The sequence below is a fragment of the Demequina capsici genome (assembly GCF_032102965.1).
Taxonomy (GTDB): domain Bacteria; phylum Actinomycetota; class Actinomycetes; order Actinomycetales; family Demequinaceae; genus Demequina; species Demequina capsici.
Map to the genome: position 1 here is coordinate 1,480,910 of NZ_CP134880.1, position 15,346 is coordinate 1,496,255.

At 68.2% G+C, this 15,346-nt stretch carries 14 protein-coding genes; 9 read left to right on the top strand and 5 right to left on the bottom strand.

From position 1 onward, the window contains the following. The first annotated feature begins 37 nt into the window (after positions 1–37). Positions 38–1,423 (top strand): glutamate decarboxylase, encoded by a 1,386-nt coding sequence (gene gad, locus RN607_RS07105; RefSeq protein WP_313545333.1) that lies wholly within the window; start codon positions 38–40, stop codon positions 1,421–1,423. Here gad and RN607_RS07110 read toward each other — a convergent pair. After that, complete coding sequence (locus RN607_RS07110; RefSeq protein ID WP_313545334.1) at positions 1,420–2,418, bottom strand: IS481 family transposase; 999 nt, start codon at positions 2,416–2,418, stop codon at positions 1,420–1,422. The two genes, gad and RN607_RS07110, sit on opposite strands and share 4 nt — an antisense overlap. 204 nt (positions 2,419–2,622) lie before the next feature. On the opposite strand from RN607_RS07110, the gene RN607_RS07115 reads away from it, so the two are divergent. Continuing rightward, positions 2,623–3,081 (top strand): NUDIX hydrolase, encoded by a 459-nt coding sequence (locus RN607_RS07115; RefSeq protein WP_313545335.1) that lies wholly within the window; start codon positions 2,623–2,625, stop codon positions 3,079–3,081. 47 nt (positions 3,082–3,128) lie between these two features. Further along, positions 3,129–3,458, top strand: coding sequence for a YciI family protein (locus tag RN607_RS07120; RefSeq protein WP_313545336.1), 330 nt, complete (start codon positions 3,129–3,131; stop codon positions 3,456–3,458). 2 nt (positions 3,459–3,460) lie between these two features. Here the strand turns inward: RN607_RS07120 and RN607_RS07125 are convergent, their stop codons facing one another. Next, complete coding sequence (locus RN607_RS07125; protein ID WP_313545337.1) at positions 3,461–3,928, bottom strand: SAM-dependent methyltransferase; 468 nt, start codon at positions 3,926–3,928, stop codon at positions 3,461–3,463. A 425-nt stretch (positions 3,929–4,353) separates the two neighbouring features. After that, complete coding sequence (locus RN607_RS07130; protein WP_313501496.1) at positions 4,354–4,746, bottom strand: ribonuclease E inhibitor RraB; 393 nt, start codon at positions 4,744–4,746, stop codon at positions 4,354–4,356. Between the two features lie 157 nt (positions 4,747–4,903). Here RN607_RS07130 and RN607_RS07135 point away from each other — a divergent pair, with 157 nt between their 5' ends. Beyond that, the gene (locus RN607_RS07135) at positions 4,904–5,902 is read left to right on the top strand and encodes an SDR family NAD(P)-dependent oxidoreductase (RefSeq protein ID WP_313545339.1); all 999 of its coding nucleotides are present in this window, start codon (positions 4,904–4,906) and stop codon (positions 5,900–5,902) included. A gap of 25 nt (positions 5,903–5,927) precedes the next feature. Here RN607_RS07135 and RN607_RS07140 read toward each other — a convergent pair whose 3' ends face one another. Next, on the bottom strand, positions 5,928–7,601 hold the full coding sequence (locus tag RN607_RS07140; protein WP_313545341.1) for an alpha/beta-hydrolase family protein: 1,674 nt from the start codon (positions 7,599–7,601) through the stop codon (positions 5,928–5,930). Between the two features lie 205 nt (positions 7,602–7,806). On the opposite strand from RN607_RS07140, the gene RN607_RS07145 reads away from it, so the two are divergent. The 4 genes from RN607_RS07145 to RN607_RS07160 all read left to right on the top strand — a co-directional run bounded on the left by RN607_RS07145 (position 7,807) and on the right by RN607_RS07160 (position 12,392). Beyond that, a complete protein-coding gene (locus tag RN607_RS07145) occupies positions 7,807–8,970 on the top strand; it encodes an aminotransferase class I/II-fold pyridoxal phosphate-dependent enzyme (protein ID WP_313545342.1) in 1,164 nt (387 codons plus the stop codon). A gap of 243 nt (positions 8,971–9,213) precedes the next feature. Then, on the top strand, positions 9,214–10,515 hold the full coding sequence (locus tag RN607_RS07150; protein ID WP_313545343.1) for an ABC transporter substrate-binding protein: 1,302 nt from the start codon (positions 9,214–9,216) through the stop codon (positions 10,513–10,515). Positions 10,516–10,595: 80 nt separating this feature from the next. Further along, positions 10,596–11,498: a carbohydrate ABC transporter permease gene (locus RN607_RS07155; RefSeq protein WP_313545344.1), complete on the top strand. Its 903-nt coding sequence runs from the start codon at positions 10,596–10,598 to the stop codon at positions 11,496–11,498. Positions 11,499–11,501: 3 nt separating this feature from the next. Then, the gene (locus tag RN607_RS07160) at positions 11,502–12,392 is read left to right on the top strand and encodes a carbohydrate ABC transporter permease (RefSeq protein ID WP_313501512.1); all 891 of its coding nucleotides are present in this window, start codon (positions 11,502–11,504) and stop codon (positions 12,390–12,392) included. Between the two features lie 6 nt (positions 12,393–12,398). Here the strand turns inward: RN607_RS07160 and RN607_RS07165 are convergent, their stop codons facing one another. Further along, positions 12,399–12,800 (bottom strand): TfoX/Sxy family protein, encoded by a 402-nt coding sequence (locus RN607_RS07165; protein WP_313545346.1) that lies wholly within the window; start codon positions 12,798–12,800, stop codon positions 12,399–12,401. Between the two features lie 194 nt (positions 12,801–12,994). Here RN607_RS07165 and RN607_RS07170 point away from each other — a divergent pair, with 194 nt between their 5' ends. After that, positions 12,995–15,337 (top strand): immune inhibitor A domain-containing protein, encoded by a 2,343-nt coding sequence (locus RN607_RS07170; RefSeq protein ID WP_313545348.1) that lies wholly within the window; start codon positions 12,995–12,997, stop codon positions 15,335–15,337. Positions 15,338–15,346: the final 9 nt, after the last annotated feature.

Consider the following 15,346-nt stretch of genomic DNA (forward strand, 5'->3'; position numbering starts at 1 on the left):
GAGCGGTGGACGGTCCCCTGCTCCCGGGAGGTGGACCATGGCACCCGACAAGCAGGACCTCGGCGCGCGTGCGAAGGCGACGCTGGACTTCACCAACGACTACGACGACTTCGCCGCGCCGTGGTTCACCCTGCCCCAAGGCAGCATGCCGCCCGAGATGGCCTACCAGATCGTGCACGACGAGGCGATGCTCGACGGCAACGCGCGGCTCAACCTCGCCACCTTCGTCGGCACCTGGATGGACGAGCAGGCGAACCGCCTGTACACCGAGACGTTCGACAAGAACATGATCGACAAGGACGAGTACCCCAAGACCGCGGAGATCGAGACCAGGTGCTGGAGGATCCTCGCGGACCTGTGGCACGCCCCCGACCCCGCGCAGGCGATCGGCACGTCGACCATCGGCTCCTCGGAGGCCGCGATGCTCGCCGGCCTCGCGATGATGCGGCGTTGGCGTGCCGGCCGACGCGCTGTCGGCCTGCCCACGGATCGCCCCAACCTGGTGATGAGCGCGGCGGTCCAGGTGTGCTGGGAGAAGTTCTGCAACTACTGGGACGTGGAGCCGCGGCTGGTCCCGGTCTCGGAGGAGCATCCCGCGCTCGACGGCGACGGCCTCGAGCGCTACGTCGACGATCGCACGATCGGCGTGGTCGCGATCATGGGCGTCACGTACACGGGGGTGTACGAGCCGGTGGCAAGGATCTCCGCGGCGCTCGATCGGATCCAGGCCGCCTCCGGGCTGGACGTGCCGATCCATGTGGATGGCGCCTCAGGTGCGATGGTCGCGCCGTTCGTCCAGCCGGAGCTGACGTGGGACTTCACGCTGGAGCGCGTGGTGTCCATCAACACGTCCGGCCACAAGTACGGGCTCGTCTACCCCGGGCTCGGCTGGGTGGTGTGGCGTTCCGCGGAGCACCTGCCGGAGGACATGATCTTCCGCGTGAACTACCTGGGTGGCGACATGCCCACGCTCGCGCTCAACTTCTCGCGGCCCGGCGCACAGGTGCTGCTCCAGTACTACCTGTTCCTGCGGCTCGGCTTCGACGGGTACCGCGAGGTCCATTCGCACACCCGCGAGGTCGCGCTGTACGTGTCCGGCGAGATCGCCCGCATGGGGCCCTTCGAGCTCGTGAGCGACGGAAGCGACATCCCCGTCCTCGCATGGCGGCTCACCGAGGACCCGGACCGCCACTGGAACCTCCACCACCTCTCCGACCGGCTGCGAGGCCGAGGCTGGCAGGTCCCCGCGTATCCCCTGCCTGAAGGGCTCGCGCACATCACGGTGCAGCGCATCGTGCTCCGACGCGGCCGACGCTCGCTCGCCCGCGACTTCCTCGAGGACCTTCGCGCGTGCGTCGACTACCTCGACGGGCTCGACGGGCCCATCCCCGTGGAGCGCCAAGGTTCCGCGTTCCACCACTAGCTGTAGTGCCCAGGGAGGTTGTTCAACCTCGTGATGGGTGGGACCTTGCCGATGGCGGAGTGTTGGCGGTGGTGGTTGTAGAAGTGCAGCCAGGCGGGAAGGGCTGCTCGGCGGGCTTTCTCTGAGTTGTAGTGCTTCGAGTATGCCCAGCCGTCGGCCAGGGTGCGGTGGAAGCGTTCGATCTTGCCGTTGGTCTGGGGCCGGTAAGGCCGGGTCCTGCGGTGCTTGATGCCGAGGTCGTGGCAGGCGTCACGCCAGGCGTCACGCCAGGCGTTGGAGCGGTAGGCGGGCCCGTTGTCGGACAGAACAGCCTCGATGATCACGCCGCGGGCAGCGAACCATGCAACCGCGCGTGCGAGCACGGCGATCGCGGTCGGCGCGGTTTCATCGTCGTGGATCTCGGCGTAGGCGAGGCGGGAGTGGTCGTCGATGACGGTGTGGACGTAGGCGTGGCCCATCACGACGTGGCCGCCCTTGCGCACAGGCGTGGTCGCGCGGGCGTTCCTGCCGCCCTGGGCTCGTCCAAGGGTTCTCCAGCCGCCTCCATCAGGGATGTTGCCGAGCTTCTTGACGTCGACGTGGATCAGGGAGCCGGGATGGTCGTGCTCGTAGCGGCGGATCACCTCGCCGGTGGCGACGTCGACGTGGGACAGCCGGTTCAGGCGGCACCGCTTCAAGACCGCATAGACGGTCGAGGCCGGCACGCCGGTCAGCGACGCGATCTCGACAGGGCCGCGTCTGGTCTTGAGGCGCTTGTGCACGATCTTTCGAACCAACGGCTGCGGCGTCTTGTTCGGTGACCTGTGGGGCCGCGAGGAGCGGTCCTCCATCCCAGCCCGTCCCATCTCGGCATACCGGTGAGCCCACTTCGCTGCCGTCGGATACGAGACGCGGAAGAACCTGGCGGCCGACGCAACCGTCCAGCCTTCCTCGACGACGAGGCGACCGATCCGGGCACGTTGGCGGGGCGTCAAAGCGGCATTAGCGTGAGACATGAGGACCTCCGGGTCAGGTGAAGTGGTAGCAGCTCCACTCTGCCTCGGAGGTCCTCCTCACTGCCCGGAACTCAAACAACGTCCCTGGGCACTACAACTAGCGGCCAGGCGCCGCCGCGAGTGCGCCGTTCCGACGTACGCTCTCCTGGCGGTCCTCGCCGTGCGACCTTCCCGACGAGACTGACCATGTGAAGGAGCCGACGGATGATCCGACGCGTGCAGGCGCGCAGCCCCTCCGACCGCACGATCCGCGTGGTCGGGGTCGTGATGCGGGACCGAGCGGGCCGCATCCTCACCGTGCGCAAGCGCGGCACCTCGCGCTTCATGCTGGTGGGCGGCAAGCCGGAGCCCGGAGAGACGCTCGAAGCGGCAGCCGCGCGAGAGGCGCGCGAGGAGATCGCCGCGCGGCTCGACGTCCACCGGCTCCGGCTGGTCGGGCACTTCCACGCCGACGCGGCGAACGAGCCTGGCCACACCATCGACTCCACCGTCTTCACGCATCCGCTCGTCGCGTACGGCAAGCCTGCGGCCGAGATCGAGGAGATGCGCTGGCTGGATCCGTTCGCCGCTCTTCCCGACGACCTCGCGCCGCTGCTGACAGCACACGTCCTGCCTGCGCTGCGGCGCATGCAGGAGCACACTGAACCTCAGGGGCCGTGCTGACCCAGGATGTCCCTGGCAGGCGCCTCCACGGTGAAGGAGAGCCGACGATGCACTACCTGATCTCTGTGATCGACCGCTTCACGGGTTCCGCGACGCCTCAGGAGATGGAAGCGATCGACACCTTCAACGACTCCGTTCGCGACCGGGGATGGTGGGTCCTCGCGGCAGGGCTCGAGGAGCCTGCGAAGTCGCGCGTGGTCGACGGCAGGGGCTCGGCATCGGTCGTGGCCGACGGACCGCTCGTCGAGGCTCCCGAGCATCTCTCAGGCTTCTGGATCGTGGACCTGCCCGACTCGGCGTCGATCGTGCCGCTCGCGCTGGACGCGTCGCGCGCCTGCAACCGACGCGTCGAGGTGCGGGAGTTCCTGGGCGGTTGAGGTCACGCCTCCCAGTAGGAGCGCATCAGCTCGGTCGCCCACTGCGGCTGACGCACGGGTCCCCGGGGACCGAACTCCTGCATGTACGGTTTGATGTCGAGCACGGGCGTGCCGTCGAGCGCATCGAGGCCGGTCACGGTCAGCGACATGCCGTCGACCGCGACGACGCGCGCGATCGTGGCCCCGATCCGATTGGGACGCCGCCGTCCCCGCTGGGCCAGGATTCCGACGCGGGGCCACTCGGGGTTGCCTCGCGGCCTGCGCGCAGAGGTCTCGATGTCGTCCACCGGATGCCGGTCGAAGTGGAAGATCACCTCCACGTGGCTGAAGTCCTCGATGCCGACGAGCGCCTCCGGACCGAGCTGCGCGGGGTCCAGGTGGATCGTCGCCTCCTCCCGGTCCCAGCCGTCGTCCACCTGCTCGCGCCTGGTGCATGTCACGTGGCCCAGAGGCGTCATCTCGATCGTCATGCGCCCGATCCTGCCATCGCACGCCGCTCGTGGCGTCGGCAGGACGTCCTGGTCGTGGACCGTCACGGTGCGGCAGCGGTGAGGTCCAAGGTCCACACGTTGAGGGTCATCGGGACTCCGCGGTACGCGTCCTCCACGGTGGAGCGGAGAGCGAGTCCCGCAGCGCGGCAGACCGCGTTCGAGGCACGGAACCTCATCCCACTCGGACCGCCACCACCCGATCGCGCCGAGCGCCGTCCTCCCGGTCCGGTCACGGATGGTGAACATGCGCGGAGCTCCCGCATCCCAACCGCGGATGTACTGCTCGTGGCGGCGCCTCACGCGCGCCGCGCTCTCGGGACCTGCGAGGTGCACCATCATGGCCGGCGCGTTCGCCGCCTCGAGCGTCGGAAGGTCCGCATCGGTCCACCGGCGCAGCGTGCAGATCACTCCCCGCCCTTCTCCTCGGCCGTGAGCAGTCCCGCCCAGCCCTCGTACTCCCCGCCGAATCTCGCCGCCAGATCCGAGCACAGGTCGACGGTCTCGCGCAGGAAGTCGGGTACGAGCGGCTGCTGATATCCCCGCACGAAGATCATCCATTCGGGAATGTCATGACTCGGCTCCACGAGCTCGTGATAGACCCGCTGCGTGCGCAGCACGTCGGCCGCGGCCTTCGCCTTGACGTCGGACGTGAACGAGATGAAGAACTCCGACTCGCGCGGGGCACCCGGTTCGGCGCCTCTCGCCTCGAACGCGGCGAGCTGCTCAGCGTCGTCGCCCCATAGGCCGTACGGCGCGACGCGGGCACGCGCGCCGAACATCTTGCTCAGGAGTCCCATGGGTCCACCGTAGCCGCGCGAGCGCGCAGGTTCGAGCACGTGCGAACCAAGCCTTCCACCGCGCGTGACCGCTGACGGCAGGGCGACGCGCGTGATAGACAGGAACCGCATCGACGTGATGCGAAGCCCCGCCCCGGACGTCGAAGGAGCCCAGCACATGGCGCCCAGCCCCACTGCTCCTCGCGCGACCGAGGTCTTCGACCAGGCGCTTCGCATGCTGCCACGGCTCGACGGCCGCACTGTGGCTGTGACCGGGTCGACGAGCGGCACGGGCCAGGTGATGGCGAGCACGTGCGGTGCGCTCGGCGCGCGGGTGCTGATGCTCAACCGCCCGTCTGCGCGAGCCGATGCGGCGCTCGACGCGCTCCGTCGTGCGGGCGCTGAGGCCGAGCTCATCCCGTGCGATCTGCAGTCGTTCGCGAGCGTGGCCGAGGCGGGTGCGGCCCTCATCGCGGCAGCTCCGGACGGGTTGGACGTCCTGTGCAACAACGCGGGCGTGATGGGGCTGCCCGACACCGCGACCGGCGACGGCTTCGACATCCAGATGCAGACCAACCACCTGTCGCACTTCCTGCTCACGTCTCTCGTGTGGCCGGCGCTCGTCACCGCGGCCGCCGCGCGCGGCGACGCGAGAGTGGTGAACCAGTCGAGCGGGGCCCGCCGCGGCCCCGCCCTCAAGGACGAGTTCCTGCAGCGTCGCGGCGGCGCGCTGGGCGGCGACGGCTTCCCTGGACTCGGGAAGTGGCGTCGGTACCAGCAGTCGAAGCTGGCGAACCTGCTCTTCACCTACGCGCTTCACGATCGCATGCCTCGGGCGCACGCCGACCTCGGGGTCAAGGCGCTCTGTGCTCACCCCGGGCCGACCGATTCCGGGCTTCAGGAGAAGACCGCCCAAGCCGGCGGCGCACGCCTGCTCGACCGGATGATCCTGGGCCGCACCCTGCGTCGGGCGCATTCGGTCGAGGACGGTGCCGTCGGGATCCTCACCGCGGCCCTGCGGCCATCGGCGACGAGCGGACAGTTCTACGGCCCCGAGGGGCGCGGGCTGCCCGGTCCGACGGTCCTGCTGGCAGCCGAGCGGGATCCGGAGGCTGAGGCGAGGCTGTGGAGCCTCAGCCTCGACAGCACCGGAGTCGCCGACTACTTCGGCTCCTGACGCGCGCAGACCGCGGAGCGCGCGATCAGTTCGAGACCGGCGAATAGGTGTCGTACAGCTCGATGACCGCCCGGATGCGGTCCACGGCGCTGTCGGTCAACCCTGCGTCACCGGTCACCTGGTGCAGTCCGTCGACCGCCAGGTTGCCGTACTTGTGCCCGGCGTCCTCCGGCACCGCCGTCGACAGCACCAGGTCGATGACGCCTTGGAACGCCGTCACCGCGGGGATCCACACCATGTCCTTGCTCACCGCGGTGGAACGCTGGCCGGTCTTCAGCCACTCGGGCTCGGACCAGATCACGGAGGGCCCGATCCATACGATCGGGTCGTTCCCATGCTGCAGATAGGCCACCCGAGTGTCGTCCCAGGTGCCGGCGAGCGTCTGCAGCCCGCCCCATTGGTCCGCCCATCTGACGTGGGCGCCACCATCGAGCACCGGAAGCGAGTAGGGGCTGCCCGCGTCCCGGGACGCCTGCGCGGCGCTCCAGATGGACGTGAACGACGGGGTGCCGGCCAGCACCGCCCCCTGGGTGGAGGCCTGCAGGTCGGCCATGTCGGCGTACGCGGACTGGATACCGAAGCTTCCCAGGCTCAGCCCGTACACCACCAGCTGGGGCCGGTGGTCCTGCGGAAGCGTCTCCCACCATGACGTCACGGCACGCACCAGCGCTGAGGTGCCGTCCTGCGACAGCTCCGGCGTCAGGATCGCCGAGACAGGGCTGCCCGTGGCGCCGTACTGCATGGCGACGATCGCGGTGTCACCTGCATGCAGGTACTCGAATCCGTCCAACGCAGCCGGGTCGAGCCAGCCCGACCCGGTCGTGCCGGCGATCATCAGGACAGCTCTGTCGGAGGCGTCTGTACGGATCAGCTCGTCGACCGCGAGCTGAGCCCTCTCCTCGAAGGTGCCAGGAACGTCGATCCCCACGTACACCCGGATGGGCTCCTTGGCGGACACTCCGGTGACGAGCTCGAGCTGCGACACCGTGGGACCGCCGGAGACGATCTTGGCGCCGGCCTGCCCCACCTGATCCCATGCGACGAGGCTCGCCTCGCTGCCGGATCGCAGCGGGCTCGTCGGCTGGGGATAGTCAGGGTCGTATTGCCGGTTGTGCTGCACCGAGGCTGCCGTGAGCAGGAACGACAGGACCGACAGGCCGAGCGACAGCACGACAAGCATCGCGACCACCGTGAGGGCTCCTGTCGCGAACCCGCTGACTCGTGGCCTCGCCTCGCGCCCGGGTACGCGCGGTGCGATCAGCGCCCACAGGCGCCGGTAGCCACCTGCCACTCCTCGTCCGATCGCGAAGGCGAGCCAGGAGCCTCCGGCCACGCCGATGGCACCCCACATCCAGTCGAAGCCGTCCGTGTCGGGCATCCCGACCGCTTCGCGCACCGAGTTCTGCCACTCCAGGGCGAACGGCATCAGCGCGGCGGCCCCCACGAAGCCGACGGCGACGACGATCCACGCGCGTGCCTCGGCGGCGGCAGGCAGCCGCCCCTTCGACAGCCGGGCGGCCACCCGCCACAGCAGGACCCCCACGCCGTAGCCGACAGCGAAGCCCAGGCCGGACACGAGACCTTGGCCCCACGCGGGGCGAGGCAGCAGCGACGGCGTGAGCGACAGCGCCACCGCCACCAGGCCGACCGTCGCACCCGCGACATCGAGTCGGGATCCGCCCCGCGCCACCTTGACCATCCGATTCCCCTTCCGGCCCGAACTGCCCGCCCTGAGACGGGCGTTTTGCAGGGACGACCATGTGCCGCAAGCCTCCCACATCGGGCCGGTTCGCGCGGCGTGGGGCGCGACCCTCATCGCGCGCGTTTGCTGACGCGTCAACGGTGGAGCAGTCTGGTGAACCAGAGTGACCCGCCGCACTGGACACGTTCTGAGGGGACGCACCATGGAGCTCGCACGTCGCGCAAGGTCCGCGGAGTCTGAGATAGCGCCCGTCACCGACTTCCTGGGGCAGATGGAGGTCCTGGCGCGCATGCCAGGTGCAGTCGATCTGACCTTCGGCAATCCGCACGAGATGCCGCTCCCGGGGCTCGTCGCGGCCCTCGCCGCGCAGGTGCAGCCCCGCTCGGAGACCTGGTTCGCGTACAAGACGAGCGAGGAACCTGCCCGCACCGCGGTCGCCACCGGGCTGAGCGCAGAGCTCGGCACCGCCTTCGAGCCCCAGGACGTCGCCATGACCCAGGGCGCGTTCGGAGCGATCTCGCTCGCGCTGCATCTCCTCACGGATCCGGCCGACGAGGTGATCGTGCCGGTGCCAGGGTGGTTCTGCTACTCACCGATGCTGCGTTCCGCAGCGCTCACGCCGGTTCCCGTGCCGCTCGACGCCGACTCGTTCGACCTCGACCTGGACGCGATCGCCGCCGCGGTGACTCCTCGTACCAGGATCATCGTCGTCAACTCCCCCGCCAATCCGACGGGGCGCGTGTACTCCCACGATCAGCTCACGGCCCTGGCGCGGCTGGCGGACGACGCCTCGGGACGCATCGGGCGCCGCATCTGGATCCTCAGCGACGAGCCGTACCGCCGGATCCGCTTCGCCGGTGTGCCGTTCACGAGTCCCGCCACCGTCTACCCGTGGACCCTGATCGACTACAGCTACGGGAAGATCCTGCTGGCCCCCGGCCAGCGCCTCGGGTATCTGGCGCTGTCACCCCTGATGCCAGCCGAGACGCGCGCGGAGCTCCGTGCGGCGCTCACCCCGCTCCAGCTGTCCATCGGGTGGGGCTTCCCTGACGCGGTCATGCAGTACGCGGCGCCCGCTCTGGAGGAGGTGGGGATCGACCTTGTGGAGCTCGAGGCGAAGCGCGACCTGGTGCATGGTGCGCTCTCGGAGGCGGGATTCACGCTCACGCGCCCCGACGGCACCTTCTATCTGTGGGGCGAGGCACCCGATGGCGACGGGGATGCGTTCGCGGCGCGCCTCGCAAACGATCAGGTCTACGTCATGCCGGGGCGGCTCTTCGAGCGTCCAGGACATTTCCGAATCAGCCTGACAGCCACCATGGACTCCCTGCAACGCGCCCTTCCCTTCCTGATCACGAGCGCGTGACGCTCGCCGACGGCCGCCGTGGCGGCGCGTCTCCACGGCTCTGCGCGGGCTCCCCGGCGGCGCCGCCGACATCAATTCCATGGTGCGCGAACAGTTCTGCAGATTGCATATCTCTATCGATTCCATGCTCATTTTGACGACCCTTCGAACCAGGCGTATATCAGAAATTGGAGCCGCATTTGTCGGCCCGGCGGCATGATCGCGACTCCCTACCCAATGCGGCAATGGAGGCGCGGGAAGATCATGTACACCCCACGAAGGTTCGCCGGCGTGATCGCCGGCGTGATGGCTGCTGGACTTGCGCTCACGGCGTGCAGCGGCAACGGAGGCTCTCCCACGGAGAGTGCGAGCGGCACGGCGTCCGGAAGCATGGGCACCGCGACCGAGGTCGAGGTCTTCACCTGGTGGACGTCCGGCGGTGAGAAGGCCGGCCTCGACGGACTGGTGAGCGTGCTCGCCGACAAGTACCCGAACGTGACGTTCGTCAACGGCGCGGTGGCCGGTGGTGCAGGCTCCGCGGCCAAGGACCTGCTGCAGTCCCGTCTGCAGGCCAACGATCCGCCCGATACATTCCAGGCGCACGCGGGCGCGGAGCTCGACGACTACATCGCGGCAGGTCAGGTGCAGGACATCAGCGACCTGTACACGGAGTTCGGCCTCACCGACGTGTTCCCGGCGGACCTTCTCAGCCTGCTCACGGTGGACGGCGCCATCTACTCGGTGCCGGCGAACATCCACCGCGCGAACGTCGTGTGGGCGAACCCGTCGGTGCTCGAGGCCGCCGGCCTCGACTCGACTGCCACCTACGCGACGATGTCCGACTGGTTCACGGCGCTCGACGCCGTGCAGGCATCCGGCCAGACCGCCTTGTCGATCGCCACCACGTGGACCCAGGTCCAGCTGCTGGAGACGGTCCTCATCTCGGATCTCGGTGCGGACGGCTACATCGGCCTGTGGGACGGAACCACCGACTGGACCGGCAGCGGCGTGACGGCGGCGCTGGAGGACTTCCAGAAGCTGATGAGCTACACCAACACGGACCGTGACGGCCTCGACTGGCCCGACGCGCTCCAGATGGTGGTCGACGGCACGGCCGGGTTCAACGTGATGGGCGACTGGGCGGCGGGCGAGCTCGACACTCAGAGCCTCACGGCGGGAACGGACTACATCTACTTCCCGGTGCCAGGCACGTCGGGCATCTTCGACTTCCTTTCCGACTCCTTCACACTGCCCGTAGGTGCACCGCACCCCGACGGCGCGAAGGCGTGGTTGGACGTCGTCGGCTCGCTTGAGGGTCAGACGGCCTTCAACATCGCGAAGGGCTCCATCCCTGCCCGCACCGACGCGGACCCGAGCCTGTTCAACGCATACCAGCAGAGCGCGATCAAGGACTTCGCGTCCGACACGATCGTCCCGTCGCTGGCTCACGGCGCCGCAGCACCGATCGCCCAGCTGAACGCGATCTCCGACGCCACGAGCAAGTTCACCTCGGGTGGCTCCGACCTTGCCACCTTCCAGACGGAGCTGGCCGCCTCGGCCGGCTGACCCGAAGGGCGCTGCCCGCTCGATCTCCGGGTCGGGCGGGCTCCGCCGTGGCCGCGATACGAGCTGAGAGGGGTTGCGTCATGCTTCGGGACATCCGCCGGTGGGGCCCGCCGCTGCTGCTGATCTCGCCGTCCTTGATCCTCGTCGGGATCTTCGTGTACGGACTGATCGCCATCAACACGTACACGTCGATGACGGACATGCACACGGCGGCCCAGACGACAGGCAAGGCTCCGGTGTCGTTCGTCGGACTCCAGAACTACTGGGAGCTGTTGGCAAGCGACTCCTTCCAGCACTCGCTGAAGAACCTCGCCCTGTACACGATCGTGTTCCTCTCGGGCGCGCTCGTGTTCGGCTTCATGTGGGCGTGGCTGCTGGATCGTCCCGTCAAGTACGAGGGCGTATTCCGCTCGATCTATCTGTTCCCGATGGCGGTCTCCTTCATCGCCTCCGGCGTCGTCTGGCGTTGGCTCCTCAACTCCAACGTGGACGACAAGGCGACCGGCCTCAACCGGCTCTTCCAGATCGTCGGCTTGAACTTCCTGCAGAACGGCTGGTGGAACAACGTCAACGTCGGCATCACGGCCATCGCGATCCCAGCGATCTGGCAGCTGGCCGGATACATCATGGCTCTGTTCCTGGCCGGCTTCCGTGGCATCCCCCAGGAGCTCCGCGAGGCCGCACGGGTCGACGGCGTCTCCGAGTTCCAGCTCTATCGGCTGGTGGTCTTCCCCCAGCTCACGCCGATCCTGCTGTCCGCGGTCATCGTGATCGGCCACATGTCGCTCAAGGTGTTCGACCTGATCATGTCGATCTCGAAACCGGCGAACTATCAGACCAAGGTGCCCGCGATCGACATGTTCGTGTTCAAGAGCCAGTACGACTATGCGAACTCGGCTGCCGTCGGCGTGATCCTGCTGGTCATCGTGGCGGTGCTGATCGTGCCCTACCTGGTCCACGTGGCGCGCTCGGGGAGGCGATGAGCCATGGCTGTGACCGAGGCTCAGACCACGTCATCGGCGCCGTCCCCGCGGCCGCCGAGGCGCCAGGTGGACCCGCGCTACGCGCTCGGCCGCACCGTCAAGTACCTGGTGCTCTTCTTCTTCCTGGTAGTCGTCCTGATCCCCGTCTACGTCCTCGTGGTGACCAGCTTCAAGGGATCGGGCGACGCGACGGCGGCACGCGCGTGGAGCCTGCCGACCGTGTGGGTGCTCGACAACTGGGGCGAGGCATGGACGACGCTGGCGCCCGCGATCGGCCGGTCGGTGATGCTGGCGGTGCCCGCCTCGATCATCTCGTCGATCCTCGGCTCGATGAACGGATTCGTGCTGTCCAGGTGGCGATTCCGAGGAGCGGATGTCGTCTTCACCCTGATCCTGTTCGGGATGTTCATCCCCTACCAGGCCGTGATGATCCCGCTGCTCCAGCTGGTGCTCGGCATCGGGCTGCCCAGCGGCGTTCCCACGCTGATCATGCTGCACGTCATCTACGGAATCCCCATCACGACCCTGATCTTCCGCAACTACTACGAGTCCGTGCCCATCGAGCTGATCGAGGCCGGGCGCGTGGACGGTGCAGGGATGCTGCGCGCGTACTGGTCGATCGTCCTGCCACTGTCCATCCCGAGCTTCGTGGTGGTCCTCATCTGGCAGTTCACGTCCATCTGGAACGACTTCCTTTTCGCCGTGTTCTTCTCGTCGTCGCAGAACGGGCCTGTCACGCTGGCGCTCAACAACCTGGCGAACGGTTCGATCCTCGCGAACTACGGCGCATCCATGGCGGGCGCTCTCCTGGCCTCCGCACCGACGATGCTCGTCTACATCCTGCTGGGCAAGTACTTCATCGGCGGGCTGATGTCCGGCTCTGTGAAGGGCTGACGCGTCTCAGCATGCAGGCGTTGCGCGCAGGGTGCGAGCGGGACCGCGTCGCCTGACGGAACGACGCGGCTTCGGGGCCTTCGGGGGCAGGGTCGCGACGTATGCCAGCGCGCGTTCCAACCAGGCGACCTTCGCGCCATCCTCCAGGTCCGGAGGGAGCGAGGCATAGCCGCCCATGGGTCGTCCGGCGGGGCCGAACGGGCCGCTCCCCGGGAGCGCGCGGAGATCGTCGAGCGCCGTCGGATCAAGCTTGACCCCCACGGCATCGCCGAACAGTCCGGCGAACATGTTGCCGTTGACGAAGGCGCCGACGCTTCCGAACATGGGTCGGACCTCGATCCCCGCCAGTCCGTCGACCAACGACCGGAAGTACGCCTTGGCCTCGTCGGAATGCTGAGGAAGCTGCATCGTCCGCCCTCTCCATGCTCGTGACCACGTGCTGCAGGGCCTCGTGCAGGACGCGGTCTCCTGTGGGAAGCATAGGCGCTCGATACCGCGGCATGCGGGGCTCACAAAGCGGTGGACGCGTCAACGTGTAAGCGTCCGAATCACCGCGAAGGGGGCGGCGCGCTTCGGATCAACACCGATCAAGGGGAGTGCAGATGCAACGCAGGACACGGGGGTGGCTGGCCGCGACGACGGCAGCCATGACGATCAGCGCCGGGACAGCCTTGGCGCCCACCGCGGTGGGGGCACCTGCCGCTGACACAGCGGACGACACCGCCAGCGTCGAGTCGCGGCCCGACAACCGGCCGGGCCCGCTCACGCAGAGGCAGAATGAACGACGCAAGGCCGCCCAGGACCTCATCCTGTCCGGCCAGGCTGAGGCAGGCACGGACGGCGGGGTCGAGCTCGGCGAGGGCAAGCACTACCAGGACACCGTCACGGGCACGGGTCAGGTGTTCACGATCCTGGCCGAGTTCGGCGATCAGGGCAGCGGAAAGCTGGGCACCACGCCCGGCCCCCTTCACAACGAGATCGAGGAGCCGGACCGGTCCGTCAACAACTCGACGCACTGGGTGGACGACTTCAACCGGGCCTACTACGAGGACCTCTTCTTCGGCCCCGGTGACTCGTTCGCCGACTTCTACACCCAGCAGTCGTCCGGCAGCTACACCGTCGCAGGCGAGGTCTCGGATTGGGTCAAGGTGCCTGGAAACGCGTCCACCTATGGGGACAACAGCGTCGAGGACTACGGAGGAGCCTGGCAGTTCATCGCCGACGCAGCGAACGCCTGGTACGACGCGCAGGTGGCCAAGGGCACGAGCCTGGAGGACATCAAGGCAGAGCTCGCGTCCTACGACGTATGGGACCGCTACGACGTCGACGGCGACGGCAATTTCAACGAGCCCGACGGCTACCTGGACCACTTCCAGGCCGTGCACGCCGGCGAGGGCGAGGATGCAGGCGGTGGCGCTCAAGGCGACGACGCGATCTGGTCCCATCGCTGGTACGTGAACGCGACGGACTACGGAGTGACGGGCCCGACCATCACGCTGACCGACCCTGACACAGGCCTCGACTACGCCGGGCAGGTCAAGCTCGGCGGCACCCAGATCGGCGACACCGGCATCTGGATCGGCGACTACACCGTCGAGGCGGAGAACGGTGGTCTGGGGGTCTTCGCGCACGAGTTCGCGCATGACCTGGGCCTCCCGGACCTGTACGACACCGCGGGCGGCGAGAACTCCACCGCGTTCTGGACCCTCATGTCCAGCGGCTCGTGGCTGGGCGACGGCGGGGACGACATCGGCACCAAGCCCAACTACTTCGGACCGTGGGAGAAGCTGCAGCTCGGATGGCTCGACTGGGCGTACGTGGGACCGGGCACGTCCGGGACATACACGCTGAGCCCCGCGGCGCTGCAGACGGCGGGCCAGGAGCAGGCGCTCATCGTCGATGTGCCGGATGAGGGCATCACGAACGAATACACGACACCTCGCTCGGGCTCGTACGCCTGGTGGACTGGCAGCGCAGACGACCTGAACGTCACTCTCACGCGGGACCTTGATCTGACAGGGCTGAGGTCGGCGACGGTGACCGCGAAGGCCTGGTACGACATCGAGGCAGGGTACGACTACCTGTACGCCGAGTACTCGACGGACGGCGGCGCGAACTGGACCGAGGTGGGCAAGCCGGTGGACGGGTCGTCGAACGGCCGATGGTCCACGTTGCGATACACCGTCCCCGGCGGTGGTGCCGTCCAGTTCAGGTTCCGCTACCAGACCGACGGCGGGGTCCACTATGCCGGAGCCTTCCTCGATGACATCGTCATCAAGAGCGGCGGCACCACGCTCGCGACGGACGACGTCGAGTCGGACGTCAGCGACTGGACGCCGGACGGGTTCAGCCGCTCCACCGGCACGGAGACGAGCGAAGGCGACCGGTACTACCTGGTGGAGAACCGCACGTACGTCGGCTACGACACGACGCTCCGCACGGGTCCGTACCAGTTCGACGCGGCGTATACCGCGCCAGATCAGGTGGAGCATTTCGCCTTCCAGGATGGCATGCTCGTGTGGGTGGTCGACGAGGCGTACAGCGACAACAACACGATCGAGCATCCCGGACACGGGCTGGCGCTTCCCGTGGACTCGCACCCCGCGAAGTTCACCTATCCGGACGGCACGGCTCCGAGCAATCGACGTCAGCCGTTCGACGCCGCGTTCGGCCTCAACACGCTGACGGCGGTGTCACTGCACAAGGAGATCATCGTCGGCAAGGGCAAGTCGCAGTCGATCCAGTCGGTCGCCGCGGTCGGCTCCGACGGCACCACCACGCAGATCGGGACCTTCGACGACCAGCAGGTCGACGCGTTCTTCGATGAGTCGAACCCGCTCGGAGGCGTGCTTGTCGCGGGTGCCGGCGTCACCGTCGGCGTGACGAGCCAGACGACCGGAGGCACGATGACGGTCGACGTGGTGAACCCGGACCCTGCCGCGTAGGCGAAGCGG

Bases quoted from the DNA above. Each gene is read 5' to 3' on its own strand.
- gad (WP_313545333.1), top strand. From the start codon at position 38: ATGGCACCCGACAAGCAGGACCTCGGCGCGCGTGCGAAGGCGACGCTG.
- RN607_RS07110 (WP_313545334.1), bottom strand. From the start codon at position 2,418: ATGTCTCACGCTAATGCCGCTTTGACGCCCCGCCAACGTGCCCGGATC.
- RN607_RS07115 (WP_313545335.1), top strand. From the start codon at position 2,623: ATGATCCGACGCGTGCAGGCGCGCAGCCCCTCCGACCGCACGATCCGC.
- RN607_RS07120 (WP_313545336.1), top strand. From the start codon at position 3,129: ATGCACTACCTGATCTCTGTGATCGACCGCTTCACGGGTTCCGCGACG.
- RN607_RS07125 (WP_313545337.1), bottom strand. From the start codon at position 3,928: ATGACGATCGAGATGACGCCTCTGGGCCACGTGACATGCACCAGGCGC.
- RN607_RS07130 (WP_313501496.1), bottom strand. From the start codon at position 4,746: ATGGGACTCCTGAGCAAGATGTTCGGCGCGCGTGCCCGCGTCGCGCCG.
- RN607_RS07135 (WP_313545339.1), top strand. From the start codon at position 4,904: ATGGCGCCCAGCCCCACTGCTCCTCGCGCGACCGAGGTCTTCGACCAG.
- RN607_RS07140 (WP_313545341.1), bottom strand. From the start codon at position 7,601: ATGGTCAAGGTGGCGCGGGGCGGATCCCGACTCGATGTCGCGGGTGCG.
- RN607_RS07145 (WP_313545342.1), top strand. From the start codon at position 7,807: ATGGAGCTCGCACGTCGCGCAAGGTCCGCGGAGTCTGAGATAGCGCCC.
- RN607_RS07150 (WP_313545343.1), top strand. From the start codon at position 9,214: ATGTACACCCCACGAAGGTTCGCCGGCGTGATCGCCGGCGTGATGGCT.
- RN607_RS07155 (WP_313545344.1), top strand. From the start codon at position 10,596: ATGCTTCGGGACATCCGCCGGTGGGGCCCGCCGCTGCTGCTGATCTCG.
- RN607_RS07160 (WP_313501512.1), top strand. From the start codon at position 11,502: ATGGCTGTGACCGAGGCTCAGACCACGTCATCGGCGCCGTCCCCGCGG.
- RN607_RS07165 (WP_313545346.1), bottom strand. From the start codon at position 12,800: ATGCAGCTTCCTCAGCATTCCGACGAGGCCAAGGCGTACTTCCGGTCG.
- RN607_RS07170 (WP_313545348.1), top strand. From the start codon at position 12,995: ATGCAACGCAGGACACGGGGGTGGCTGGCCGCGACGACGGCAGCCATG.